Here is a 21,889-nt window from a genome sequence, read left to right on the forward strand (position 1 = left end):
TCAGCGCCCGCTCCTCGCGAAAACTCTACGCGTTAGGGCTTACTCCTCCGCCGGCTCCTCGCCGTCAGCGTCGCGCTCTGGGGCGCCAGCCAAAATCTGCTCGGCGATCAGACCCGAGTTCTGGCGGATCGAGGTCTCGATCTTGGCGGTGATGTCGGGATTGGCCTTCAGGAACGCTTTCGCGTTCTCGCGGCCCTGGCCGAGGCGCTGGCTGTCATAGGAGAACCAGGCGCCGGACTTTTCCACAATGCCGGCCTTGACGCCGAGGTCGAGGATCTCGCCCATCTTGGAGACGCCTTCGCCGTACATGATGTCGAACTCGACCTGCTTGAAGGGCGGCGCCAGCTTGTTCTTCACCACCTTCACGCGCGTGGTGTTGCCGACGACTTCGTCGCGCTCCTTGATCGCGCCGATGCGGCGGATGTCGAGGCGGACGGAGGCGTAGAACTTCAGCGCGTTGCCGCCGGTCGTGGTCTCCGGCGAACCGTACATCACGCCGATCTTCATGCGGATCTGGTTGATGAAGATCACCATGGTGTTGGACTTGTTGATGGAGGCCGTCAGCTTGCGCAGCGCCTGGCTCATCAGACGCGCCTGGAGACCAGGCAGCGCATCCCCCATCTCGCCCTCGAGCTCGGCCTTCGGCACGAGCGCCGCGACCGAATCGACCACCAGCACGTCCACCGCACCCGAACGCACCAGCGTGTCGCAGATTTCCAGCGCCTGCTCGCCGGTGTCGGGCTGGGAGATCAGGAGCTCGTCGATATTGACGCCGAGCTTGCGGGCATAGACCGGATCGAGCGCGTGCTCGGCGTCGATGAAGGCACAAATCCCGCCCTTCTTCTGCGCTTCCGCCACCGTATGCAGCGCCAGGGTGGTCTTGCCCGAGGATTCCGGCCCGTAGATCTCGACGATGCGTCCCTTGGGCAGGCCGCCGATGCCGAGCGCGATATCGAGCCCGAGCGAGCCGGAGGACACCGCCTCGATGTCCATCGAACGGTCGCTCTTGCCGAGCTTCATCACCGAGCCCTTGCCGAACTGGCGCTCGATCTGGGACAGCGCGGCGGCCAGGGCTTTACTCTTGTCCATGGAAGATCCTTCAACGATACGCAGGGCAGTGGCGGACATTGGGTCGTGCTCCTTATGGCGGGGATTCGCGAGATGGACAAACGGTTGGCGAAGCGGGCCGGCGATAGAAGCAATGTACCCTATTTGTTCCCGGTTCGCAATATGTTCTTTTGCGGACTGGGGTACTATCCGTATTTGACCGTCGGTGTCCTATGTTGCTTTTGGGAGTGTCCTGATTCCGTTCCGGCTGGTCTTGGCCTATATGGGGTCAATGCAGCTTCAATCGACCCTTACCTGCCCCGCCTGCCACCATCAGGCCACCGTGATCATGCCGACTGACGCCTGCCAGTTCTTCTATGACTGGAAGGGCTGCGGAACGCGGCTCAAGCCCAAGGCCGGGGACTGCTGTGTCTTTTGCTCGTATGGGACGGTACCGTGCCCTCCCATCCAGACGGGCACGAGCTGCTCTAAGTAAGGCCGCCGCAGTTGGCGGCCTCTTTCATTCCGTGGGTACTGTCCTGATAGGGCGCCCGAAAAATGAATTTGGGACGCATAGGTGATCGCGGGAACCAAAACGACATTGCCAAGTTTTCCCGACGCCCTTCCCCAAGGGCGTAGTGTTGGCCCCAGCTCGCCCCTACCCCCACCTGCAAGGAGCTGGGGCCTCTTTTCGTCCCGCAGAGGCGGATCAGGCCACCTGCCCCAGAAGTGGGGTACCGGGCCCCTCGAACATCCCCGAAAAACAACCCCGTGCAAAACAGGTAGCGGCCGGGTTCGATTGCCTCGACCGATGACGATCGGCGCCGGCCCAAATCCGAAAACTTAAGGGGTCCAAGTCTGCCGCTCCGGGCGTCATGAGCCGATGAACCTTGATATCGGTTGTGCAGACTAATGCTCACCGGGATTTTGCATCGTCCCCACCCGGGGCTGGAACACCGCCGCCTGCGATCATTTAAGCAGGCGGCGTTTTTATTCCCAGCTTCAGGCACTCCGGGGCTGGCAAGAGCACCAAGTGTCTAAACCAGCACAGCCCGGGGCGCCGCGCATTAGCGCATGTGAATCCTGAAGCGGACCTAGTCGGTCCCGCACCGCCGCGACGCCTCCTCTTCAAGCTGGATTGACTCTGCAATTTGGCCGTCGAATGATCCGGGAAAAAACAGCACCGGGATGGCGCGATGAAGGACTACCAAGCCCAGATAGAGAAGCTGCGGAAGGATGCGGCCGAGTGCGCTCTGATCCGCGATCTGGCGACCGACAAAGCCAAGCGCGAGCAGTTTGACCGTCTCGCCAATCATCTGACCGTGCTTGCGGACCAAGTTGAACTTGCGATGATCGAGAGACAGAAGGCCCCGGGAACGTAACGTAGGTGTGCCCCAGCCGCCAGATTGCGGATGCATTGTCCGGTGGTGGTGTTAGAATCAAACCATGAGTGAAATGATTCTCATAATGTCGGCGGTCGGCGTCGCCCTGGTGGGATCAATCGTTGCCCTGTTCGAGACCCGGGCAGCGCTGGAGCGCAGGCGTCTCAAAAGGTAAGCGCGCGATGCCTCGCTGCCTCCTGATGGCTCTCTCGTCAAAGCTTAAGTAGAGACGCGACCACAGCAACGTATGCCGCTCGGTCTGCTTGAGGCATGCTGCCCCTCATCGCGCCGCGATCAGCCAAAGCAACTCGATCAAACTGAAAGCGGCGCAGGAAGTCACCGCGATCACTGTGCGGAACGAAAAAAAGGCCCCAGCTCCTTGGGGGGCAATGGGGACGAGCTGGGGCCAACCGTGTAGTGCCCTTGGGGAAGGGCGACGGGAAAACTTGGCAATCGATCGAACGTTCCAACCACAAAAATCAATAGCCGCTGGCTTAAAACCAGCGGCTCTCCGGGTTTCAACATATTCGAAATTGAAATCGCTCAGCCTCCCCGGATTTCCTATTTTTCCCGGCTAGACCAGTTCCGGCGAACACATATGTGAATCAACAGTGTCTAAATTTGCGGATTTGCGGGTCCCAATTGGAACAGCAGCCAGATGCGGGGGGACAGTGTGCTGGTGGATTTGGGCCAGCGCCGATGGTCATCGCCAAAAGGGAGCGAGCCCGACCGCTTCCCTACTTTGCATGGGGTTGTTTTGCGAAATTTTCGAGAGGGCCCCGAACCGTCTCGACCTTGCGCGATGCCCTGCACCGGCTGAGGCTCTGTCCTTAGGTCGTTCCCGGAACCGTATTGGGGCTGGTCTGTCGACCTTCTTTGCGCCTCGATTACTTGCACTCATTGGAGCACAGCATGATTACTGCCGCCGGATGCCAAGAACTCGCAAATCAGTACAAAGCCCTTTCTCAAGCATCCAGCAATTCCGTGGAGCGGGCTTTCCTGTTGAAGAACATCGCGCGGAGCTTCACGGGCCTTGCTACGCAATTGGATAGACTTGCCGCACTCACGCGAGACGAAGCAAAGGGAAAATAAGGCCGCCTCAGCAGGCGGCCCACTCGTTCGAAGTCGCCTTGCCCATCGACGATTCCCCAACCAAGCCCACACCCGTGCGCCCTACATCAGCGCCAATAGGATGATGCCGACAATCAGCACCACAAAGCCAGCCGCCGTCGCCGCGGCGAATGACCGCTCTACGTTATCCATGATGCCACCCCGTTATCGGCGAGCCACGTTTCCCCCATGGCTTTGCCGTGAGCCTAGAGTATCGTCGACGGGTGTGGCCTTAGTTGTGCGATGGGGTGTCCTAATTGGGACGACACCAGGCTGCTGAGAGCCTTTGCTTTGCAAGCCGCGAATCACGGGTTCGCCTGTGCAACTCGAAGTGAGCCGATGATGATTGAGCACCATCGGGGCTGCCTCTCTGTAAGGCGCGTGTAAGCCGACTCTTCTAGCGTAGCGCTGCCCGGTGGACCAACACCGGGCCTCCATACCTAGTCAACCCCGCTCCACCCCGAGCGGGGTTTTCTGTTCGCGGGTACAAGCGACGGCGCGGCCGGGCCGCCGATCCTCATTCGAGCCGCCGGCCTGTCAGGCTGCCGTAAGCTGAGCCGGCTAGGGTTATCTCGCTATGGTGTTGCAGCCCAGCACCTCAGCCTCCAATAACTTCTGCCCCGCCCGGCTCTCCCCTGGCGGGGTTTTTTCATCCACCAGGCAAGATCACACGCGCCCCTCCTCCCGCGTCAGCCGCAACGAGAACGACCGGATCGCGGGGGCTGCCAGGAGCACGACGGGCAACATCGCGGCCCAGGCGATCAGCCACGAGGCCAGCCAGTGCTGCACGAACGGCAATGCCCCCGCCGCCGGAAAGCTCGCAATGCCCGCCGCAATGAGAGAGGTCAGGCCGGACTGGATGACGCCGAAGACGAAATGACTGTAGCGGCGGGGAATGCCGAGCATGATGCGCGCCCTTGCTGTGTGCCGCTGTCAGGCAAAGCAAGGCACGTGCCGCCGATCGGACCCGCAACTTGATTCGATATTCGATTGTACCGACCCGGCCGCGCGCCCCCGCAAGCTCAGCATCGCGAATTCACCAGCGGCTTGTGCGTCCTCATCTCCGCGCGGTCGGATTGGCACGACAGTCCTTCGAAGCGCCAGAGGGTGACGGCGCTGGTCTCGCCGCAGCGTTCGCAGCAGAGCTTCTCGTCGCCGAGCATGAAGCGTCCGCGCTTGAACGCGAGGAGCGAGGCGGGATGACGGCAATGCGGACACGTCAGGGAGAGCTTCCGCGCACCCCAGCGCAACACAATATCTCTAAGCCAATTCACGCCTTTCCTTTCCGCGACGTCGGGCTCACACCACCTTTCCGTGGCAAGAGAAGCATAGAAGCGCCGCACGCAAAAGTGGAAAAGCGTCGAAGACGCCCACTCGCTTCGAATGGTCACGCAGTGGAACCGGTACGGTTACGGTTCCCGAAATACCGAAGGCCGGGTGTTGCGCCGGGCCCTCGCCGTCTCCCCGATTGGAGCCGCGACGTGCTCACCGAACCATAGGATGTCTTCAGACCAGTACCGAGCCCGTTCACGGCGGTCACGATGGCGATGCTGAGCCCGGCCGCTATCAGGGCATATTCGATCGCCGTCGAAGCTGCGGCATCACCGCGAAATGCATAAATCAATCGTTTCAAGTTCAGCCTCCGAATCATCAAATCAAATCGGCACATCAATTGTGCCGCGAACGCGATTCCCGAGGCGGTTCGCGGTCCGGCAACCTCTGCCGAAGCGTCTAATTCTCTGCAAATCTCAATCGAATGGCCCGTGGTTCTCCGGTCATGAACAGAGTTCCTGCGTCAGCCTCCCTGTCCCGTACCTGAAGACGGCATGCCCTTCTGGCTCCGAACTACGCTCCATGACTTGCCGGCAAATTTGACTTGTCGCCGGAATATTACGACGCCCGACATGTTTAGGCGTCATGGAGGGTGAATCGTGGAGGTCGGCCATGAATCACAGGGGCGTCGAGTTCACTGTCGCCAAGACGGCAATTCCGGGTGTCTGGCAGTGGCAATTCCGGATCGGCGACCAGATCAAGACGGGTAAGACCGAGACGAAGATTGATCTTCTGGCCATCAGGCGGGTGCAGCTGCGCATCGATCGGGAGCTGAAGGCAATCGAGCGCAAGACGGCCTGAGCCGGACAGACGGACCGGGATCAGCGTTTTCAGGCGCGTGCCGCGCCGCAATATGATTGCTCATGCCGGGACCGCCGGTCCGTAGCCGTCCTGCCAGGACGTATTCCGTAGCGGTCCGGAATTGATCTGCCCGCGGTTTGGGATTGCACTGGCGGCTGGATGCATTGGGGGCGCGGCCTTTCGCGATCGGTGTCAGCCATGCCGCTCTATTTCTTTCGAATCCGGAATGGCCGTTATTCAGGCTGTGCGGACCAGGCGGCGGAATTTGCCAATCGCGATGCGGCCTGGAAGGAGATGACCAGCGTCTGCGCTGACATGGCATCCGGCATCGCCCGCAAGCTCCAGGAAAATTCCGAGTGGCACATGGAGCTCCTCGACGAGTCCAGGGAGCCGGTATTCCGCATCCGGATTGTCGCGGAATCCTTGGACTAGCCTGTGCGCTGAACGGCGATCAGATCGTGGCGAATCGCTTAATCGGCGCTGGGCAGCCGCCGCATGGTGAATTCGATGTCGCCGCCGGGCAGCTCGCGCCAGCTCTCGACTTCGCTCATGTAGCCGGCCTTGGGGTAGCGGGCGAAGAAGGCCTGCGCCCTCGCACGTGCCGCCTCGCGCGGCAGGGTGAAGGTCTCGCGCAGATAGCCGTCACCCGGCTTTTCGGCCGACCCGACCGCCGCCCTGCGGCGGCGCGCCATCCGCTCGGCGAGATCCCGCGGACGATCGGCCATGTCCACCTCCTCAACGCGACACTTTGCACAAATGTAGGGAGGGAGCTGGCAAAGAGGAGTCCTGCCGGGAACCCTCAGCGAGGTGCGGCCCGGCCGGGTCCGGTCAGTTGGCGGCCGCGCCGGTCTTGGTCTTCTTGGTCGTGCTCGCAGCAGACGCCTTCGGTGCGGGCTGCTTCGGTGGGTCGGAGCGCATGCCGCCCCAGGGGTCGTTGGACGTCTTGGCGTCGGGAATCTTCTTCAAGGTTTCCTTGTAGGCCTTGTCGCGCTCGGCATCCGCGGCCTTCTCATCTTCGCTCTTGCCGGGACCGTCCTGCAGCAAATTGATATGGGGCGCTTCCTGCGCATAGGCCGGCCCCGCCAACACGGCCAGTACCGCCGCCATACGGAAAAGCTTCATCACTCACTCCTCGATCATCGATTGAGGGCGGATCACCGCGCCTCGTCATTCCTGTGTCGCAGTCTTGTCACGGTCCTTATCACGGTCTTGCGCGCCGCGCAGGACGCACGATCCGTCAGAGCCGATCCGATCTGCACGATTTCGGCGATTGCAGCCAGTCGTCCCAGACCGGACCGCATTTGTTGCACCCGTTCAGGGCGAGGCCAAACGCGGCCAGGCAAAAGACCAAGACAAATCGACGCAACATCATTCACCCACTGCCAAGCGCGGCATTCTAGAGGGCGAAGCCGGACATTTTCAAGCCGACGCGCGGCCGCAGGACCGGGTGACTTTGCCACGCCAATGCGGGAAGAATGACAGAAACATACGGCAACAAACGAGGAAACGCCAGCAATGCAATCGCAGCCAGAAGCGGAGTTCGGCATCACTGAGGCCAGACGGGTGCTCGGCGAGGTCTTTGCGCCATGGGTTCAGGATCTCGGCCTCTCCGTCGAGCGCATCGACCACGTCGCGCCGCAAGATGTGCCGGACTGGCAACCGGGCGCAACTCTGCGCATGGCCTTTTCGGAGCGCCTGTGCCGGCATGGCGGCGTGGTGTGCGGCCAGGCGCTGATGGCGCTTGCCGACACCGCGATGGTGATCGCCATCCTCGCCGCCAATCGCGGCTACCGGCAGATGACCACGGTCGACCAGACCACGCATTTCATGCGCGCTGTCGCATCCTCCGACGTGCTGGCGGACGCGCGCGTCGTGCGGCTCGGGCGCACCATGAGCTTCGGCCGCGTCACGCTGCTCTCCGCCGCCGACAACAAGCCGGTGGCGATGGTGTCGAGCGCATTCGCGATGCTGCCGGGATAAGCATGATCCGGAGGTGGAGAGCCGCGTGAGCGCAAGGCGCGCCGCGGCTCTCGGTGTGGATCATGTCGAAGGAAATGGAGCGCGATTGCAACCGCGCGAAGGAGCCCCCGCTTCAGTTTCGTAAACGAAGTCTGAAGCGATGTGCAAGTAGCGCCAGTATTGAGTTTAGTTCAACGTAATTTCTATACACTACTTCACAATCGTCATTATGGATTGACGCGGTGATCGAGAAGCGGGCAGCGCAGCGCTATCGTGTTTTCAAGGGCGGCACGATCACCTTTGAAGGCAGCGGCATCGCATGCACGGTGCGAAACGTGTCGGCGAGCGGCGCGGCGATCGATCTCGAAAACCCTGTTACATTGCCGCAATCGTTCACACTGTCGATTTCACGCGACAATTTCGTACGGAATTGCCGCCCGGTATGGCGCAACGACAGACGCGTCGGCCTCGCTTTCGTGCAATAGCGCAGCGCGATGTGAACGACTGTTCGCATCTCATACACAAGGCAGCGTCAAGCTCGCTTGATACGACGCGTGCGACGCCAGCGTAGGCCCGCGATCACGAGGGCGATGATCGCAAGCACGATCGCCGACGATGCCGCCAGGAATCGTCCACCGGGACGATCGATCGTGCGCGACCACAGTGACGGCGCCTCGCCGGGCCGCGCCAGGCGGAAGGCAACGACACTGTCGCCGATCGAGGTACCGGCTTCGGAGTGGCCGCCGGCGCCGATCGCGACATACTGCTCGCCCTTCCAGAGATAGGTCATGGGATTGGCGACACCAGGCACCGGCAGCCGGCCCTGCCACAACTCCTTGCCGCTTCGCGCATCGAAGGCGCGCAAGTAAGCGTCCATCGCGCCGGTGAAGACGAGACCACCTGCGGTGACCGCAAGCCCGTTGACGAGCGGCGCGCCCCACGGAAGCGGCACGCCGAGCGGAGCCAGATCCTCGGTGGTGCCGACCGTCGAACGCCAGAGGATTTTGCCGGCCTTCAGATCGACAGCGACCATCTCGCCCCAGGGCGGCTTGTTGCAGAGCAGCCCGAGCGGCGACGTCACCATCGCACGTGACATCGCGAACGGCGCGCCCCGCTGCTGGCCGAAGTCATGTCCGGGCGGCGGATTGAACCCGGCGGCTTTCGCGCGCGGGATCAGCTTGATGAGATGTACGGCGCGGCCGGTGTTGGCGTAGAGGATCTGGCGGACCGGATCGAAGGCCGCGCTGCCCCAGTTCACGCCGCCGCCGGTGAACGGAAACTCCAGCGTGCCCTGCACCGAAGGCGGCGTGTACAGCCCCTCGTTGCGCGCCTCCGCGAACTGCCGCTCGCAAGGCGAGCGGCGCAGGCCGGGCAGTAGCGAGAGCGCATCCTCGGTCGAGATTGTCTGCGACGTCAGCGCCGGCACATGCGTCGGGAACGGCTGAGTCGGCGACAGCCTTTCGCCCTCGGCACCGCCTTGCGGCACCGCGCGCTCCTCGACCGGCCACACCGGCTTGCCGGTGTCGCGGTCGAGCACGAAGACGAAACCCTGCTTGGTCGGCTGGATCACGACGTCGCGCTGACCGTCACCGGTGTCGATCCGCGTCAGGGTCGGCTGCGCCGGGAGATCGTAGTCCCAGATGTCGTGATGCACGGTCTGGAACGCCCATACGAGCTCCCCGGTTTCGATGCGCAGTGCGACGACGGAATTGGCATGCTCGTTGTCGCCGGGGCGCCTGCCGCCCCAGAAGTCCGGCGACGGCGAGGACGTCGGCAGGAAGACAAGTCCGTGCCCCTCGTCGATCGACATCGGGCCCAGACATTGGCGTGACCGGCCGCAATGCCGTCGCGCTTGAGCGGCTCGAACGTCCAGCGCATCCGACCACTGCGCGCATCGAACGCGCGCACCACACCGCTCGGCGCGTCGACGCGGCGGTTATCGCCGATCGCGGAGCCGACCACGATCACACCGCGGCCAACAGCCGGCGGCGACGTGACCTGGAATTCGCCGGGCCATTCCAGCGCCATGCCGATATCGAGCCTGACCTCGCCGCCATTGCCGAAATCGGCACAGGGGACTCCAGTCTTCGCATCGAGCGCGATCAGGCGGACATCGTTCGTGCCCATGAAGATGCGCGATCGACAGGCGGCGTCCCCAGGCGCCTTGTCGTCGATCCAGTAGGTGACGCCGCGGCAGACGTAGCGATTGGCTGGACGTTGATTGGTGGCGATCTTCGGATCGTAGCGCCACTTCTGCACGCCCGTGCCGGGATCGAGCGCGATCACCTCGTTGAAGGGCGAGCAGAAGATCAGGCTGTCCTCGACGACCAGCGGCGTCGCCTGGAACTTGGTTCGCCGCATCACCTCGGGCGGCCGCGCGGCGAGATCGCCGGTGTGAAATTCGAAAGCCCGGACGAGATTGCCGACATTGTCGGGCGTGATTTGTTGCAATGGCGAGAAGCGCGAGCCGCCGGGATCGCCACCCCAGCTCTCCCAGCCGGAGCACGGCCCCGCCGCGAGCAACAGGAGCGCGACGAAACCGGCCGGATATCGCAGGCGGGTCCGCAACGCCCGCCCCGCTTTATTTCGGCTTCTTGGCGGGTTCGCTCGGGCGGGCCCCGCTCCACGGATCGTACTTCTCCTTGGGATCGGGAATACGCTCAAGCGCGGCCTTGTAGGCCTTTTCGTCGACCTTGGGTTTGTTGTCCGCCTTGGGGGCTTCATTCCCGGGCTGACGCCGGCCGCCCATCTGCGCCTGCGCCGAGGCGGCCGTCAGCGCCACCACTGCGGTCGCAATGACCAAGATCCTCATTGATGCAATCCCCCTCATCTGGGGTACAAACTAGCCCGCAATCCCCTAATAGCAAATCCCGCTGACGTCCCGGCTTCAGCAAATGTTGATCGGCGAGGACTTCGCCGGGTCGCATTCGTGCCTATCTGTTGGCCGGCAGGGGACCCTCACGAATGTTGCGGAATGTTGCTCATGTGGCGCTGCTCGCCGGCGCGCTTGCGCTCGGCGCCTGCGGCTTTGCCGACAGCCGCGCGCCGGTGCCCGAATTCATGCGCATGAAGGAAGCCGAGCAGGCGCCGCCCGAACCACCCCCGGACGTCAAACGCGTGGTGCGCGAGCAGCTCGACGTGGTCTTCCTCACCACGTCCTATCCCCGCGAGGTTCATGTCGCCCCGCCCCATCACGAAGTGCGTGGACTGGGCTGGACCGCCTGTGTCCGCGCGCAGCTCACTTCCGCGACCGGTACGGCGCTCGGCATGCAGACCTACATCGTGACGATCACCGGCGGAAACGTCGTCGACCGGCGGCGCGCCGAGGCCGACGACATCTGTACCTCGGAGACCTACGAGCCGATCTAGCGGATTGTTGAGGAGTCGCCTTGCGGTTGCGCCAACGTTGCAGTGAGAACCAGCGACGGTGACCTCATCAGTCATTTTCGGACGTGGTCATCGCATCGGACTCGCATCGCGAAAATGCGGCCGCTATAGCGGCTCCATGCTCGACTTCGAATACGAAGCCCTACAGTCGTCCGCCTTCGGCATTCCGCAGAAGTGACAGAACATCAAGGTGCGAAAATGGTCGAGCACGACAGGGAGACCACGATGACCACCAGGATCTACGGGACAGTCAGTCCCGAACGACAGCGGCAAATGAGCGGCCTTGAGTTCGTCCAGGGCCTTGCGATGAGGACCCTGCCTCTCAACACGATCGCACAAACCCTCGGCTACGACGTCGTGGAGGCCGAGAGCGGTCGCGTCGTTGTCTCGCTCATGCCGACGGCCGCTCACCTCAATCCGGCTGGCACAGTCCACGGCGGCCTCACGGCCACCCTGCTCGACAGCAGCATGGGACTGGCGATCCAATCGACGCTCGACAGGGGAATCAGCCAGACGACGCTTGAATTCAAGATTTCTCTCGTGCGGCCCATCACGCCGGAGACCGGCCTGATCCGGGCCGAGGGCAAAGTCTTGAATTGCGGCCGTCGCATCGGAACGGCCGATGGGCGAGTCACGGACGCCAAGGGGCGGTTGCTCGCCCACGGCACGACAACCTGCCTCATCTTCCCTGCCTGAGATCGAAGAAGCCTGCCGACGAGCCGCATCGAACGACACCCTGCACCGGCCGGGTCTCTCGGTGTTCAGCAGACAGCATAATCCCGGGGAACAAATCGCCTCCATATCGGGTTCCGGAAAATCATGCACTGCGGCCGGAACGAACGCCTCCTCCTTTTCTTGTTACCGCCGAGGGCAGTATCGGAGGAGGAGAAGATGAGGACCTTCACAATCGCGCTGCTGGCGGGCGTCGGAGCCCTGGCCGCAGCAGGCGGCGCAAAGGCTGCAGATTTCTACACGACCAGCGAATACACCACTCCTGACCTCATTCAGGAGGTCAGGCTGGTCTGCGACGATGCAGGCAATTGCTATCGCACCCGTGGCGGGGCACGCGTGATTGTGCGTGACTCCTACGCCAGAATGCCGCGCGATCGCTATTACGAGCGCCGCACCTACCGCGACTGGGATGACGGCCCGCGGGGTGGCGTCGGCATCCGCGCCCCGGGCGTGAGCGTTGGCGTGGGCGTCGATCGCTGGTAATCGATCGAACCATGACGGACGGGACCGGACGAGATGGCTCGCCCGGTCCCGTCAATGTCATGGTGTCGGATGACTGAACTTTCCGCGGTTATTCAGGTTTCGAGCGGATCGGCCGGCGTGACGAAGCGCGTCGACGACGGGAGGTGAGCGATGTAGCGGGCCAGCACCATGCCGGCACACATCGCGGCGACGAAAATGAAGGCGGAGGCCGAGCCAAATCCAAGCGCGGTCAGCGCCGGTCCTGGACAAAAGCCTACCAACCCCCAGCCGACGCCGAAGATGGCGGGACCGACGACAATTCTTAGATCGATGTCGTTTCGCGTCGGAACGTAAAATCGATCGGCGAAGAAAGGCCGCGCGAGCTTCAAGACACGGTTGAAGCCGATGAAGGTCACGGCCACCGCACCGGCCATCACGAAGGCAAGGCTGGCGTCCCAGGTTCCTGCGGGAATGCCGCCGACATCCAGGAAGTTCAGCACCTTTGCAGGGTTCGACATGCCGGACACGATGAGGCCGAGGCCAAAAATCAGGCCGATCGCGAATTGAACGAGGATTGTCATCGCCGTCAGCTCCAGTGTCGCATCACGAAGACGGTGGCCATGCCCGCCGCCATGAAGGTGATGGTCGCGACCAGCGAACGCATCGAGAGCCGCGACAGACCGCAGACGCCATGGCCGGATGTGCAGCCGCTGCCCCACACCGAGCCGAAGCCCGTGAGCAAACCGCCGACGATCAGGACCGAAGTTCCCGCCTCGATCGTCTGCGCCGGCAGGCTTCCGGTGGCGAGCCGCACCAGCACAGGTGCGGTGACGAGGCCTGCGACGAAGGCGAGCCGGCCGGCGAATTCGCGGTCCTCGTAAGGGGGAAACAGCCGCGACGCGATGCCACTGACGCCGGCGATCCGTCCCGTCGCCCACATCAAGAGCACGGCGGACAGCCCGATCAACGCCCCACCCAGGAGCGAAGCGATCGGTGTGAAGGGCGTGGCGATCATTTTGATCCTCCGGATCGAGAGCAACCTTTGCGCATCCATCGAAGCATTCGGCGGCCTGCCGCCCGGATGCTCAATGAGCCGTTAACAATACCACTCGAATTGAACCGGCGTCCCAACGGTATTTTCCAATCTTTGCGCTAAGCACGACCACGTGACGCGGAACTGCCCGCGTGAACGGGGACGACGGGACGTGGTCGATATCGCGCATCAGGCTGCGATCAATCAGGCATCCGCAGAGGGGGCCGTGGCGCGCGCGCTTGTTCCGCTTACCTCGATTGACCTCGGCCAATGGCGCGCGCTCGCCCAGCAGGCGATCGAGCCGAATGGCTACTATCTGCCGGGCTGGGAGCTCGCCGTCAGCGCGACGGCGCGGGGCGATACCGATGCGCTGGCCTTGCGCGCATTCGACGGTTCGTCGAAGCGGCTTATCGGGCTGATGCCGGTCATCTCATTCGGGCGCGCTTGGAAGATTCCCCTGCCCGCGCTCGTGAGCGCCCATCCCTATGGCACGCTGTGCAGCCCGTTGATTGACCGCGACACCTCGATCGAGGCTGCCGCGCGTCTGATTGAGCAGGCGCGCGAGGCCGGAGCGCATGCGCTGGTCCTGCGCGACGTCGCGCTCGACGGGGCGGCGATGACATCTCTGAGGGAAATTCTCGGCCGGAGCGGTCTGAAGCCGCACGTGCTGAACTCCTACATCCGCGCCGCCCTCGATGCGACTCAGGACGGCGAGACGCTGCTGCGCGACGCGCTCGGCACGAAAAAGCTCAAGGAGCTGCGCCGCCAGCGCCATCGCCTCGAAGAGCACGGCCCCGTCGCCTTCGAGGTTGCACGCGGACCGGACGAGATCGGGCCGGCGCTCGAAACCTTCCTGCAACTCGAAGCCAGCGGCTGGAAAGGCAAGCGCGGCACCGCGCTGATCCAGGATGCGGGCGATGCGACCTTCATTCGCCGCGCCGTGCCGGCGCTCGCGGAGACGGCGCAGTGCGAGGTCATCAGCCTGCGCGCCGGCACAACGCCGGTCGCCGCCGGCATCGTGCTGCGCCATCAGGACCGCGCCTTCTTCTTCAAGCTGGGCGTCGACGAGCGCTTTGCGAAATATTCGCCGGGCGTGCAGCTCACGATCGAGCTCACGCGTCACCTCTGCGCCGATCCCGCCATTGCGAGCGCCGATTCCACCGCAAACGCCGACCATCCCATGATCAACCCGATCTGGCGCGGCCGTTTTGCCATCGGTGATGTTCTGATCCCACTGAAGCGAAACGACCCGGTCGTTGCGCTCATTCACGCTGCGCTGGTCGCGCTTGGTCTCGCGCGCGAGACAGCCCGACGCGCCATCCACCTGCTGCGCAAATAAACGAGAGTTATTCCGCCGCCTGCGCGTTGATCTCCGCCGACACCTGGCGGATGGCGCGCGCAAGCAGGTTCGGATCCTGCGCGCCGGAGACGGCGTATTTCTGCGCGAAAACGTAGGTCGGCACCCCGGAGATGCCCTTGCCGGCGGCTTCCTGCGCGTCCGCTGAGACGCGCGCGACGTCCTCGTCGGCGGCAAGGCGCCGGCGCACGTCATCGGCATCAAGCCCGACATCGGCCGCGGCCTGCACCAGCACGTTCACATCAGTGAGATCGCCGCCGTCGCGGAAATAAAGCTCCATCAGGCGCTGCTTCATCTCCGGCGCCTTGCCGACCGCCTCCGCCCACAGGATCAGGCGATGGCAGTCGATCGTGTTGGGCTGGCGCTGCACCAGTTCTGGCCGGTAAATGAGACCCTCTTCGCTTGCCGCCGCGACGACGCGGCCGGCAATGCCTTTGTAGGCCTCCACCGAGCCGAACTTGGTGGTGAGATAATCCTCGCGGCTGATGCCCTCGCGCGGCACCCAGGGATTGAGGAAGAACGGACGGAACGTGAGCTTGACGGGCACGTCCGGAACGAGCGCGAGCGCGCTCTCGATCCGATGCTTGCCGATGTAGCACCACGGGCACACCACGTCGGAGACGACGTCGATCTGGAGCGGTTTCAGCGTGCTCATATCAGGCGCCTCCTTCGGGCGTTTACGGGTTTGCCCGAAGATAAGCCGAACCCGCCCCGAGGCAAGGGCGCTAGGTCATACCTGCTGCCATCTGCTTGAGCCTCTCGGCGGTGCGCTCGTCCGCCGGGAACAAGGTTTCCAAAGCCAGCTCCGACAGGGTGATGTCGACCGGCGTGCCAAACACCATGGTGGTGGAGAAGAAACTTAGTATCTCGCCCTCGTGGCGCAGCTTGAACGGGATCGCGACATTGTCGCTCGACAGTGGCCCCGAGCGTGCCGGAATCGGGTAGCTCTTCAGATCGTTGTACAGCTTGATCAATTCGGGATCGGCGGTCGCCTCGCATTGCCGGTGCAACCGCTCCAGAAGATGCCCACACCACTCTGCGAGATTGACCGTGCGCGGCGCCAGCGCCTCGGGATGAAAGGCGAGCCGCAGCACGTTGAAGGGCTGGCCGAGCAGCCGCTGCGGGATGCCATCGAGCAGCGGCGCTACCATGCGGTTGGCGGACACCAGGTTCCAGTGCCGGTCCACCGCGAGCGCGGGATTGGGTTCATGCGCTCTGAGCACGAGGTCGATCGCCTGGCGGGCTGATTTCAAGGCGGGATCCTCCAGCGAGCGCTGCGGGAAGGCCGGCGCGTAGCCGGCCGCGACCAGCAGCACGTTGCGTTCGCGCAAGGGCACATCGAGACGCTCGGCGAGTTTCAGCACCATCTCGCGCGAGGGAACGGCGCGGCCAGTCTCGACGAAGCTCAAATGCCGCGCCGAGATCTCGGCGTCGCCTGCGAGATCGAGCTGGCTCATGCGGCGACGCTGCCGCCAGTCGCGCAAGTGATCGCCGATATGGATCGGCTGGCTTCGTTCGGTGCGGGCCGTGGATGCATGTGCGTTCATGGTCGAATACCTAGCACGCGGCCTTCACCCCTTCCATTACCCCGAAGGTAATGGATATTGGCAGACTGGCGCAGCCGCCTCGCGAGGCTCGGCGCGAATACAGCGTTCATTTTGATCGACGTCCGATCGGGCAGCTCCGCAAGCTTCACCTCTCACCTGCTCTTCGCCATTGTCTTAACGGCCTGGTGAGGCTTCAACACCAGGTCCTTCGAAACAATGACCCGTAACCGCCATCCCGGCCGCGCGGTGATCGTCGACTGCACGTCGAGCTCGCGCTCCACCGGCCGCCGGCCCGCGCGATTGGTCGTTTGCTGCGTACTTTCAAAGGAGACTCTACCAGGACGGGGGGCTAAGCAGATTTCTAACGAGGGTTGGTTCTATCCCTGACCCACATGGGTTAGCTGGTCTCCGCCGCGCGCGGTTTTCCCTTCCGCCGTGCAGTTCTGGATGGCGATGGTTGAACAACTGGATCTCGAAGACTGGGCCTGGCAAGTTGCGGCTGACGTGTATCGTCTCAATCTGTTTTGCCATCTCACTGGACAAACAGTGTCAAGGCGCTCGGCGGTGACGGAGGAGGAGCTGACCAGAGCTATTCGCAGCAGCTTCACTCAGGTAAACGATGCCGCGTACCGACAGATGATTAAGTTAGCCACCGATGCGGCCCTTGAGGCTTACGATCGGGCGGTGTCTCGAAACATCAGATGGTCGCGTACGCGGCGCGCAAACTGAGAGCACCGAACGGTATTTCCGCTTACGGTTTCGCAGCACGCTTCGCGAGCGCCCGGTCGCGGCAATCAACTCTCCGCAAGCCGAGACGCCCCCCTTGCCGGAATCCCATTCGAGGGAGAAGACACCGGATCAGCAAAGAGGAGTTCGATCAGCTCCCTCCGTGGGGAATGCCATCGCTCCTCTCGATTTCCCCGCCAGATGGTCCAGTTTCCAAAAACGTCACCATGCGGTGGCAGGTCGCAAAGATTGCGTCGAAGCCCTAAATGACCCACTTCCTCTCGGATGATGCGGAGCCAGACGCACAACCAGGCCGCGACTCCTATCGCTGATCACGACATCGCGCTGATGAACGCACAGCCGAGCGATTCACCAAGGCGCCCCCCGCTGGGGGGCGGCTCGTGAATGTCTTGCTGTGTTCGAGGGTCGACAAGGGCCAAGGGTCACCCGCCCCTATGAATATCTCACCTCCATTAGTGAAGCGTTCGCCTCTTGGCGGAGCGCCTGAGCGTCGGCGTCGCTCGCGGGACCGTCGCACATCGCGACGTCTCGAGCTGAGAGACCTGTCGCCGAAGACACCGCACCTCACGATATCGCAATTCCAGGTCCTCCTGGCTTGAAGGGGCTTCTGATGCGCTCGATTTCTTCAGCAAACTATTCATCGAAAGGATTCCTATGATCAAACCGATAAAGCGATCGCACCAAATGCGATCGTGCAACACGCACGCTAGGCCCTGACAGCCAGTGCTCAGACGTAGCCCCTGCGACCGCACCGAAGATACGCGGACAGGCCGCGTAAGCAAATGAACTCGCGGATTAAGCTTGATGTTGGTGAGAATGATTAAGAGGTCCGTAGATTTGCGGACTTCGAGACGGGCGGCCAGGAGGCTAAGCGGCAACTCTCGGTTAATTTTCGCTCTGGCCAGACACGGGCAAACCGGAAACCTCGCCTCCTCTTGAACGGCCGTTCACAAACCAGCCCCGCAGTTAAAGGTCAGGAAGGGGGAAATAGAAGGGCACTCGCGTTCAGGTCGAAGCAACCGCGTCAAGGCCCGCGCTCGTCAGGATAGGTTTCCCATCCGATACCTCGACGAGATTCAGTTCGACAAGCGTCTGAAGCGTGAGTGGATCAATTGGTAACATTGCCAATCGATTGGCTCGAATGTCTCTCAACGCCCACCGCAAAGCAATCGCACGTTCTCGATCAACTGGAGCCGTCCAAATGTCAGGTTCAACAATGGCCTTGAGCAGAGGCGACTTCGGGCTGAATGCAAGTGTGGCAGAGCCCTTTCGGTCATCGATGTTGCGAAGACTCGTTGAAGACGCCCTGGCCGTAGCTTGACGCGCTCGGTCAGGCTTGAGCTCGACAATCACGGTCTGCGCATCCTCGGTCGCTTTTCCGATTGGCGGGGCCGAGGCCGGCTGTGGGTCCGCAAAAACTGATCCCGGGGGCAGCTGGTTCCTGCCAGTCATCGCCGACAACTTCCCGTCGACGGTCACCACTTCTGGCGCTTGCGCTTGGCTGGCACATTGAATTGTCGGTTCGGAACGCAGTGCGAGCTTGGCGTTGGCAGTTTCGCCCTCAACGAAAGGCTGATCCGACCGCAAAGGCGGGCGGTCATCCGGAGTCAGATGACGCAAATTCAGAGAAGCCAATTTGGCGGCATTTGCTTCGAGGGAGGGCACGAAATTAACGCTCGCGATCGGAGTCGAAGCTGTCGAGGTGTCGACGGCCTCCAGGCCGCAGTCAGGAGCTTCGGCTATCTCAACTGTTCTCGTTAGGCTTGCGTCATCCGGCGCAAACGCGGCAACGCTTAGCTCCGCCGCCTCGGGTTCCGGCGAATTGAGCGTTTCGCTCGCGGCGTCATTTCCGGTTGCCGGAGCCGCCCTCGCATCGAGTACAGAAATCGCGATTAGGAGCGCCTGATCGGCTCCCAGGGAAGCCACACTCGTCTCGGGCTCGAGGTCAAAATCTGTCGGAACGTGAACTTCGACACTGGGTTGGTCGGATGTTTCATTGTTCTCAGGCGACGGCTGCTTATCGGAAGGCGGGATCGGCGATCCATCACTCATCGCAATTTGGGATGAAGTTCCGCTTTCCGCCTTGCAAGGCTGCGGATGTCGTACCGTGAACATCGGCATGTAGGAAACCGGGACATCGCCCAATGCGGAGGGCTCACCGAGGAACGCGCCACGCACTTCATCCCGCGGCGCGTGCCTCCTTTCGGCGTCGCCCGGCAGACTTCCTCCTGGCGACGCAACCGTCGCCTCACCTACCATCATCAAATCGACATCAACCGGCTCAGACGGGACGTTCGCAATGTCGACCTGAGTTGAGGTCGCCCTTTCCGTCGCGATGTCGACTTTGGCCTTCGAAGCCATCTCAATGTTGAGGACAAGAACGGCCTTTGTCGAATGAAGAGCCTGATCTTGAACGGCTCCTTCTGATTTCCCTCCCGGTTCCAGGTTCAACCCAGCTGGTGATTGCACTTCAACGATAGATCGATCGCGTGCCGGATCGTTATCTGCGGTCGGAGGCAACGGCGTCTGTTCGCCAGTCTCTTCCGGAAGGAAGGGATCGTCTATGGCGGTCAAGCGCTGCCGACGGTCGTCTGAAGCGAGGTGGAATACCTCATAAGGCAATGCGGTCTCCCTCGTCGACCTGAGGGGTTCATCGAGCAAGCGTCTGAATTCTTCGACGTTCCAATCGACTGGATTTATGTCCGGCATCTCCAACCTTCTGTTGGCGCTCTTCGAGCGATTGCGAACATTAAAGCGGTTGAGAAATCTCCCGACAAGGCGCGCTCGCCGCGAACAAGTGTTCCATAATTTCATGTATTGGGGTCAGCTTGGCGACGGGCATCGCCATTATCGCGCGATCTTTTGAAAATACTGTCCTGAACGCCTTGAGGGTACACGGCCGCCGAGGGCGCTTGCTCATGCTCCAAGCGCGCCCCTAATTGTCCCACGTACGCTCGCCACAGGTGCATTCGAACATGTGAAAGAAGACAACGGAATTCAGATCGACGAATGTGTGAAGCAATTTCATTCGCCGACGACAGCTGCGGCATTCTCGAGTGCATTCGTCTTTCATTTCGACCAGCTCCCGAGCCTCAAAAAGCTTCATCGCCCGCCCTCAAATATAAATGCAATAAATTGGCGATATAATACAGATTTTATTCCAGCGCTATTTAAATTAAAGAAATAATTAATAAACCGCGTCACACCAACCGCTTTCGATTTTTCGCCGAGCCCGTGGAAGCCGATATCTTTGTATCAATTATAGCGCGGGCTCCAACTCTGCCGCACCCGGCGCCGAAACTGCTCATTTGGGATAGTGCATGGACGTTCTTTCCTCCGCAGCCGAAGTCTTGATCGCGACCGTGGTACTGATCGTGGTCCACTTCCCGCTGGAGGCCACGCGAAGCCTGCTGAGCTTTGGCAGCGTCCCCGCGGCCAGATATTCACACCGTCAGCAGGCGCGGGCGATCGCCTCGGAAGTTGCGCGTACCCGTGAAAGACTCGGTCGCTTTATCGATGAAGGACGGCTTCTATTGGCGAGACTTCGCGATCCTGCAAAGGATGCCGAGGCGTCCCGTTCGCACGCACAGGCGTGGGCCGCTCAGGTTGAAGAGTTCCTCTCCAATGACCTCGGCGGCGCGTACGTCGATCGCTTCCACGTCCGATCGAACGTTAGCGATGGCGAGATCATCGGCATCCCACCGGAGCGGTTGCCGGACTGGAGGAATCTGAGAGACTGCCTATTTAATCTCGAGATGTTCAGTGCTGAGATTTAATTCGGCATGACGCAAGCTTGGCCACCTTGATTTTGGCAGCCCATGTCATCGGCATCTCACTAGAAAGCGCCATCTTTCGCTGGTGACCCCACTGCCCCGGATTTTGCGTCGCAAACGCGGCGTCCCGTTGACTGCGTCAGATCGGGACATATAATGGTGATGGTTACATTTTGGTTTTATAGTACCGGTCTTGGGCGCTCGCGCCTCTACGATACGGCTGTTCTTGAAACGAAGACGTAAATACTGCCCGGGATCAAATATACTTATTCTATAGGAGAAGTCATGGGCAGACCCGCTCGAGCCGCTCAGGGAAACCGTGGGAAGATGACTGAGCAAGAACTTACCAACAGTTACCTTGAACTGGTCAAGCTAAGGCAGACGATTAGAATTGCCGAGTGCGGACGCAGACTTCGCGGCTTTCCCTCCTCGCCATCGATCGGGCCTTCAACCGAGGACCTCCTTGCCGCACTAGGTAACGCTGTAGTCAGCCGCTGAGCAAGTCGACTCACAATCCCACCGGGAACCGGCTTCTACACCTACCGGTTCTCGCAGGTGTGGACCAGGCAGGGCGATCGTAAAGCGCACCAAATGCCAACAGCCGATCCGATATCTTCTAGAGTACTGGTCCTTCGGGCTCACGCTAGGGCAGATGAATCGATCGGCCGCTGAAAAGCCTAAGCGCTTTGGTCAAAAATGCTCGAAGATGGCACTTCGGCATCCGGAACGACCTCATCCCGATATTCGGCCGGAGATCTCTCAAGCTCGAGAGGCATGCCCCTTTTGACGGCGCTCGCCAGGTTTCCGCTTGCCCGTCCCGGACTGGGCGATTGCGAATTCCTCGATCCTGCGCCCCGTCTTGAGGGCCGCAACCAACCAGCGCGGCTGTTTTCCCCGCCCGGACCAAGTTTCGGTAGTGGTCGGATTGCGATATTTCGGCAACACTTCGGGATATTTGCGGCGCCGCCGCACCAAGCCCGAAGAGGACTGCATTTCGGCCTGACGCGCATCATCCTCGCGGTGCAGCTGAGCGAGACGCTTCTCCAACTCACGTTTTTCTGTCGTCAAACGTGCAGATAGAACTCGACCGATTTCCTCATGCAACTGCCACAACTCGTCGACCGACATACTATCGAAATTCAACTTGTGGTTCATCTAGGTCGTCTCAATCTTGGAATCGCGTGCTGCACGGACAGCGCATGATGTCATGCCGCATTTCG

The 21,889-nt window shown here is 61.7% G+C and carries 26 protein-coding genes and 1 pseudogene; 13 read left to right on the forward strand and 14 right to left on the reverse strand.

Annotated elements, in window-relative coordinates:
• Nucleotides 1–39: 39 nt before the first annotated feature.
• Nucleotides 40–1,128 (reverse strand): recombinase RecA, encoded by a 1,089-nt coding sequence (recA, locus tag AYJ54_RS26005; protein ID WP_063703308.1) that lies wholly within the window; start codon nucleotides 1,126–1,128, stop codon nucleotides 40–42.
• 211 nt (nucleotides 1,129–1,339) lie between these two features.
• On the opposite strand from recA, the gene AYJ54_RS52760 reads away from it, so the two are divergent.
• From AYJ54_RS52760 to AYJ54_RS47800, 3 genes are all read left to right on the forward strand, one after another.
• Nucleotides 1,340–1,543 carry a GDCCVxC domain-containing (seleno)protein gene (locus AYJ54_RS52760; protein ID WP_082905857.1) on the forward strand — a complete coding sequence of 68 codons (204 nt, stop codon included), beginning with the start codon at nucleotides 1,340–1,342 and terminating at the stop codon, nucleotides 1,541–1,543.
• Between the two features lie 700 nt (nucleotides 1,544–2,243).
• On the forward strand, nucleotides 2,244–2,429 hold the full coding sequence (locus AYJ54_RS51715; protein WP_063703310.1) for a hypothetical protein: 186 nt from the start codon (nucleotides 2,244–2,246) through the stop codon (nucleotides 2,427–2,429).
• 912 nt (nucleotides 2,430–3,341) lie between these two features.
• Entirely contained in the window at nucleotides 3,342–3,521 is a 180-nt protein-coding gene (locus tag AYJ54_RS47800; protein WP_082905858.1) for a hypothetical protein, read from the forward strand.
• A 684-nt stretch (nucleotides 3,522–4,205) separates the two neighbouring features.
• Here the strand turns inward: AYJ54_RS47800 and AYJ54_RS26015 are convergent.
• The 3 genes from AYJ54_RS26015 to AYJ54_RS54090 all read right to left on the reverse strand — a co-directional run bounded on the left by AYJ54_RS26015 (nucleotide 4,206) and on the right by AYJ54_RS54090 (nucleotide 5,208).
• Nucleotides 4,206–4,445, reverse strand: a complete 240-nt coding sequence (locus tag AYJ54_RS26015) for a DUF2798 domain-containing protein (RefSeq protein ID WP_063703312.1) — start codon at nucleotides 4,443–4,445, stop codon at nucleotides 4,206–4,208.
• Between the two features lie 116 nt (nucleotides 4,446–4,561).
• Nucleotides 4,562–4,813 carry a hypothetical protein gene (locus AYJ54_RS51405; protein ID WP_201724256.1) on the reverse strand — a complete coding sequence of 84 codons (252 nt, stop codon included), beginning with the start codon at nucleotides 4,811–4,813 and terminating at the stop codon, nucleotides 4,562–4,564.
• Nucleotides 4,814–4,926: 113 nt separating this feature from the next.
• The gene (locus AYJ54_RS54090) at nucleotides 4,927–5,208 is read right to left on the reverse strand and encodes a Flp family type IVb pilin (RefSeq protein ID WP_430641445.1); all 282 of its coding nucleotides are present in this window, start codon (nucleotides 5,206–5,208) and stop codon (nucleotides 4,927–4,929) included.
• A gap of 275 nt (nucleotides 5,209–5,483) precedes the next feature.
• Between AYJ54_RS54090 and AYJ54_RS26025 the strand changes: the two genes are divergently transcribed.
• The gene (locus AYJ54_RS26025; protein WP_063703316.1) at nucleotides 5,484–5,672 is read left to right on the forward strand and encodes a hypothetical protein; all 189 of its coding nucleotides are present in this window, start codon (nucleotides 5,484–5,486) and stop codon (nucleotides 5,670–5,672) included.
• A 198-nt stretch (nucleotides 5,673–5,870) separates the two neighbouring features.
• Nucleotides 5,871–6,104 carry a DUF6894 family protein gene (locus AYJ54_RS26030; protein ID WP_063703317.1) on the forward strand — a complete coding sequence of 78 codons (234 nt, stop codon included), beginning with the start codon at nucleotides 5,871–5,873 and terminating at the stop codon, nucleotides 6,102–6,104.
• A gap of 38 nt (nucleotides 6,105–6,142) precedes the next feature.
• Here the strand turns inward: AYJ54_RS26030 and AYJ54_RS26035 are convergent, their stop codons facing one another.
• Together AYJ54_RS26035 and AYJ54_RS26040 are read right to left on the reverse strand one after the other, a co-directional pair.
• A complete protein-coding gene (locus tag AYJ54_RS26035; RefSeq protein WP_063703319.1) occupies nucleotides 6,143–6,397 on the reverse strand; it encodes a hypothetical protein in 255 nt (84 codons plus the stop codon).
• A 103-nt stretch (nucleotides 6,398–6,500) separates the two neighbouring features.
• Complete coding sequence (locus AYJ54_RS26040) at nucleotides 6,501–6,794, reverse strand: hypothetical protein (protein WP_063703321.1); 294 nt, start codon at nucleotides 6,792–6,794, stop codon at nucleotides 6,501–6,503.
• A gap of 393 nt (nucleotides 6,795–7,187) precedes the next feature.
• Between AYJ54_RS26040 and AYJ54_RS26045 the strand changes: the two genes are divergently transcribed.
• Complete coding sequence (locus AYJ54_RS26045) at nucleotides 7,188–7,652, forward strand: PaaI family thioesterase (protein WP_063703324.1); 465 nt, start codon at nucleotides 7,188–7,190, stop codon at nucleotides 7,650–7,652.
• 221 nt (nucleotides 7,653–7,873) lie between these two features.
• The gene (locus AYJ54_RS26050; protein ID WP_063703327.1) at nucleotides 7,874–8,116 is read left to right on the forward strand and encodes a PilZ domain-containing protein; all 243 of its coding nucleotides are present in this window, start codon (nucleotides 7,874–7,876) and stop codon (nucleotides 8,114–8,116) included.
• Nucleotides 8,117–8,163: 47 nt separating this feature from the next.
• On the opposite strand, the pseudogene AYJ54_RS26055 reads toward AYJ54_RS26050, so the two are convergent.
• Nucleotides 8,164–10,157, reverse strand: a pseudogene (locus tag AYJ54_RS26055) (pyrroloquinoline quinone-dependent dehydrogenase).
• 55 nt (nucleotides 10,158–10,212) lie between these two features.
• A complete protein-coding gene (locus AYJ54_RS26060; RefSeq protein WP_063703329.1) occupies nucleotides 10,213–10,443 on the reverse strand; it encodes a hypothetical protein in 231 nt (76 codons plus the stop codon).
• Nucleotides 10,444–10,595: 152 nt separating this feature from the next.
• Here AYJ54_RS26060 and AYJ54_RS26065 point away from each other — a divergent pair, with 152 nt between their 5' ends.
• From AYJ54_RS26065 to AYJ54_RS26075, 3 genes are all read left to right on the forward strand, one after another.
• The gene (locus AYJ54_RS26065; protein WP_063703331.1) at nucleotides 10,596–11,000 is read left to right on the forward strand and encodes a hypothetical protein; all 405 of its coding nucleotides are present in this window, start codon (nucleotides 10,596–10,598) and stop codon (nucleotides 10,998–11,000) included.
• A gap of 216 nt (nucleotides 11,001–11,216) precedes the next feature.
• Complete coding sequence (locus tag AYJ54_RS26070; RefSeq protein ID WP_245329126.1) at nucleotides 11,217–11,714, forward strand: PaaI family thioesterase; 498 nt, start codon at nucleotides 11,217–11,219, stop codon at nucleotides 11,712–11,714.
• A 195-nt stretch (nucleotides 11,715–11,909) separates the two neighbouring features.
• Nucleotides 11,910–12,233 carry a hypothetical protein gene (locus AYJ54_RS26075; RefSeq protein ID WP_063703333.1) on the forward strand — a complete coding sequence of 108 codons (324 nt, stop codon included), beginning with the start codon at nucleotides 11,910–11,912 and terminating at the stop codon, nucleotides 12,231–12,233.
• Nucleotides 12,234–12,325: 92 nt separating this feature from the next.
• On the opposite strand, the gene AYJ54_RS26080 is transcribed toward AYJ54_RS26075, so the two are convergent.
• Together AYJ54_RS26080 and AYJ54_RS26085 are read right to left on the reverse strand one after the other, a co-directional pair.
• Nucleotides 12,326–12,793 (reverse strand): DUF6691 family protein, encoded by a 468-nt coding sequence (locus AYJ54_RS26080; protein ID WP_063703335.1) that lies wholly within the window; start codon nucleotides 12,791–12,793, stop codon nucleotides 12,326–12,328.
• 5 nt (nucleotides 12,794–12,798) lie between these two features.
• Nucleotides 12,799–13,227 (reverse strand): YeeE/YedE family protein, encoded by a 429-nt coding sequence (locus AYJ54_RS26085; RefSeq protein WP_063703407.1) that lies wholly within the window; start codon nucleotides 13,225–13,227, stop codon nucleotides 12,799–12,801.
• A gap of 190 nt (nucleotides 13,228–13,417) precedes the next feature.
• Between AYJ54_RS26085 and AYJ54_RS26090 the strand changes: the two genes are divergently transcribed.
• Nucleotides 13,418–14,584 (forward strand): GNAT family N-acetyltransferase, encoded by a 1,167-nt coding sequence (locus AYJ54_RS26090; RefSeq protein WP_063703336.1) that lies wholly within the window; start codon nucleotides 13,418–13,420, stop codon nucleotides 14,582–14,584.
• 7 nt (nucleotides 14,585–14,591) lie between these two features.
• On the opposite strand, the gene AYJ54_RS26095 is transcribed toward AYJ54_RS26090, so the two are convergent.
• Nucleotides 14,592–15,257 (reverse strand): DsbA family oxidoreductase, encoded by a 666-nt coding sequence (locus tag AYJ54_RS26095; protein WP_063703338.1) that lies wholly within the window; start codon nucleotides 15,255–15,257, stop codon nucleotides 14,592–14,594.
• 70 nt (nucleotides 15,258–15,327) lie between these two features.
• Nucleotides 15,328–16,149, reverse strand: a complete 822-nt coding sequence (locus AYJ54_RS26100) for a helix-turn-helix domain-containing protein (protein WP_063703340.1) — start codon at nucleotides 16,147–16,149, stop codon at nucleotides 15,328–15,330.
• A gap of 447 nt (nucleotides 16,150–16,596) precedes the next feature.
• On the opposite strand from AYJ54_RS26100, the gene AYJ54_RS26105 reads away from it, so the two are divergent.
• Nucleotides 16,597–16,878: a hypothetical protein gene (locus AYJ54_RS26105; protein WP_245329127.1), complete on the forward strand. Its 282-nt coding sequence runs from the start codon at nucleotides 16,597–16,599 to the stop codon at nucleotides 16,876–16,878.
• Nucleotides 16,879–17,901: 1,023 nt separating this feature from the next.
• On the opposite strand, the gene AYJ54_RS53760 is transcribed toward AYJ54_RS26105, so the two are convergent.
• Nucleotides 17,902–19,605 carry a hypothetical protein gene (locus tag AYJ54_RS53760; RefSeq protein ID WP_347337231.1) on the reverse strand — a complete coding sequence of 568 codons (1,704 nt, stop codon included), beginning with the start codon at nucleotides 19,603–19,605 and terminating at the stop codon, nucleotides 17,902–17,904.
• Between the two features lie 611 nt (nucleotides 19,606–20,216).
• Between AYJ54_RS53760 and AYJ54_RS26115 the strand changes: the two genes are divergently transcribed.
• Nucleotides 20,217–20,672: a hypothetical protein gene (locus tag AYJ54_RS26115; protein ID WP_063703341.1), complete on the forward strand. Its 456-nt coding sequence runs from the start codon at nucleotides 20,217–20,219 to the stop codon at nucleotides 20,670–20,672.
• Nucleotides 20,673–21,428: 756 nt separating this feature from the next.
• On the opposite strand, the gene AYJ54_RS26120 is transcribed toward AYJ54_RS26115, so the two are convergent.
• Nucleotides 21,429–21,824 (reverse strand): H-NS histone family protein, encoded by a 396-nt coding sequence (locus AYJ54_RS26120; RefSeq protein ID WP_063703343.1) that lies wholly within the window; start codon nucleotides 21,822–21,824, stop codon nucleotides 21,429–21,431.
• Between the last annotated feature and the right edge of the window lie 65 nt (nucleotides 21,825–21,889).

The sequence above is a fragment of the Bradyrhizobium centrolobii genome, from assembly GCF_001641635.1.
Lineage (GTDB): Bacteria > Pseudomonadota > Alphaproteobacteria > Rhizobiales > Xanthobacteraceae > Bradyrhizobium > Bradyrhizobium centrolobii.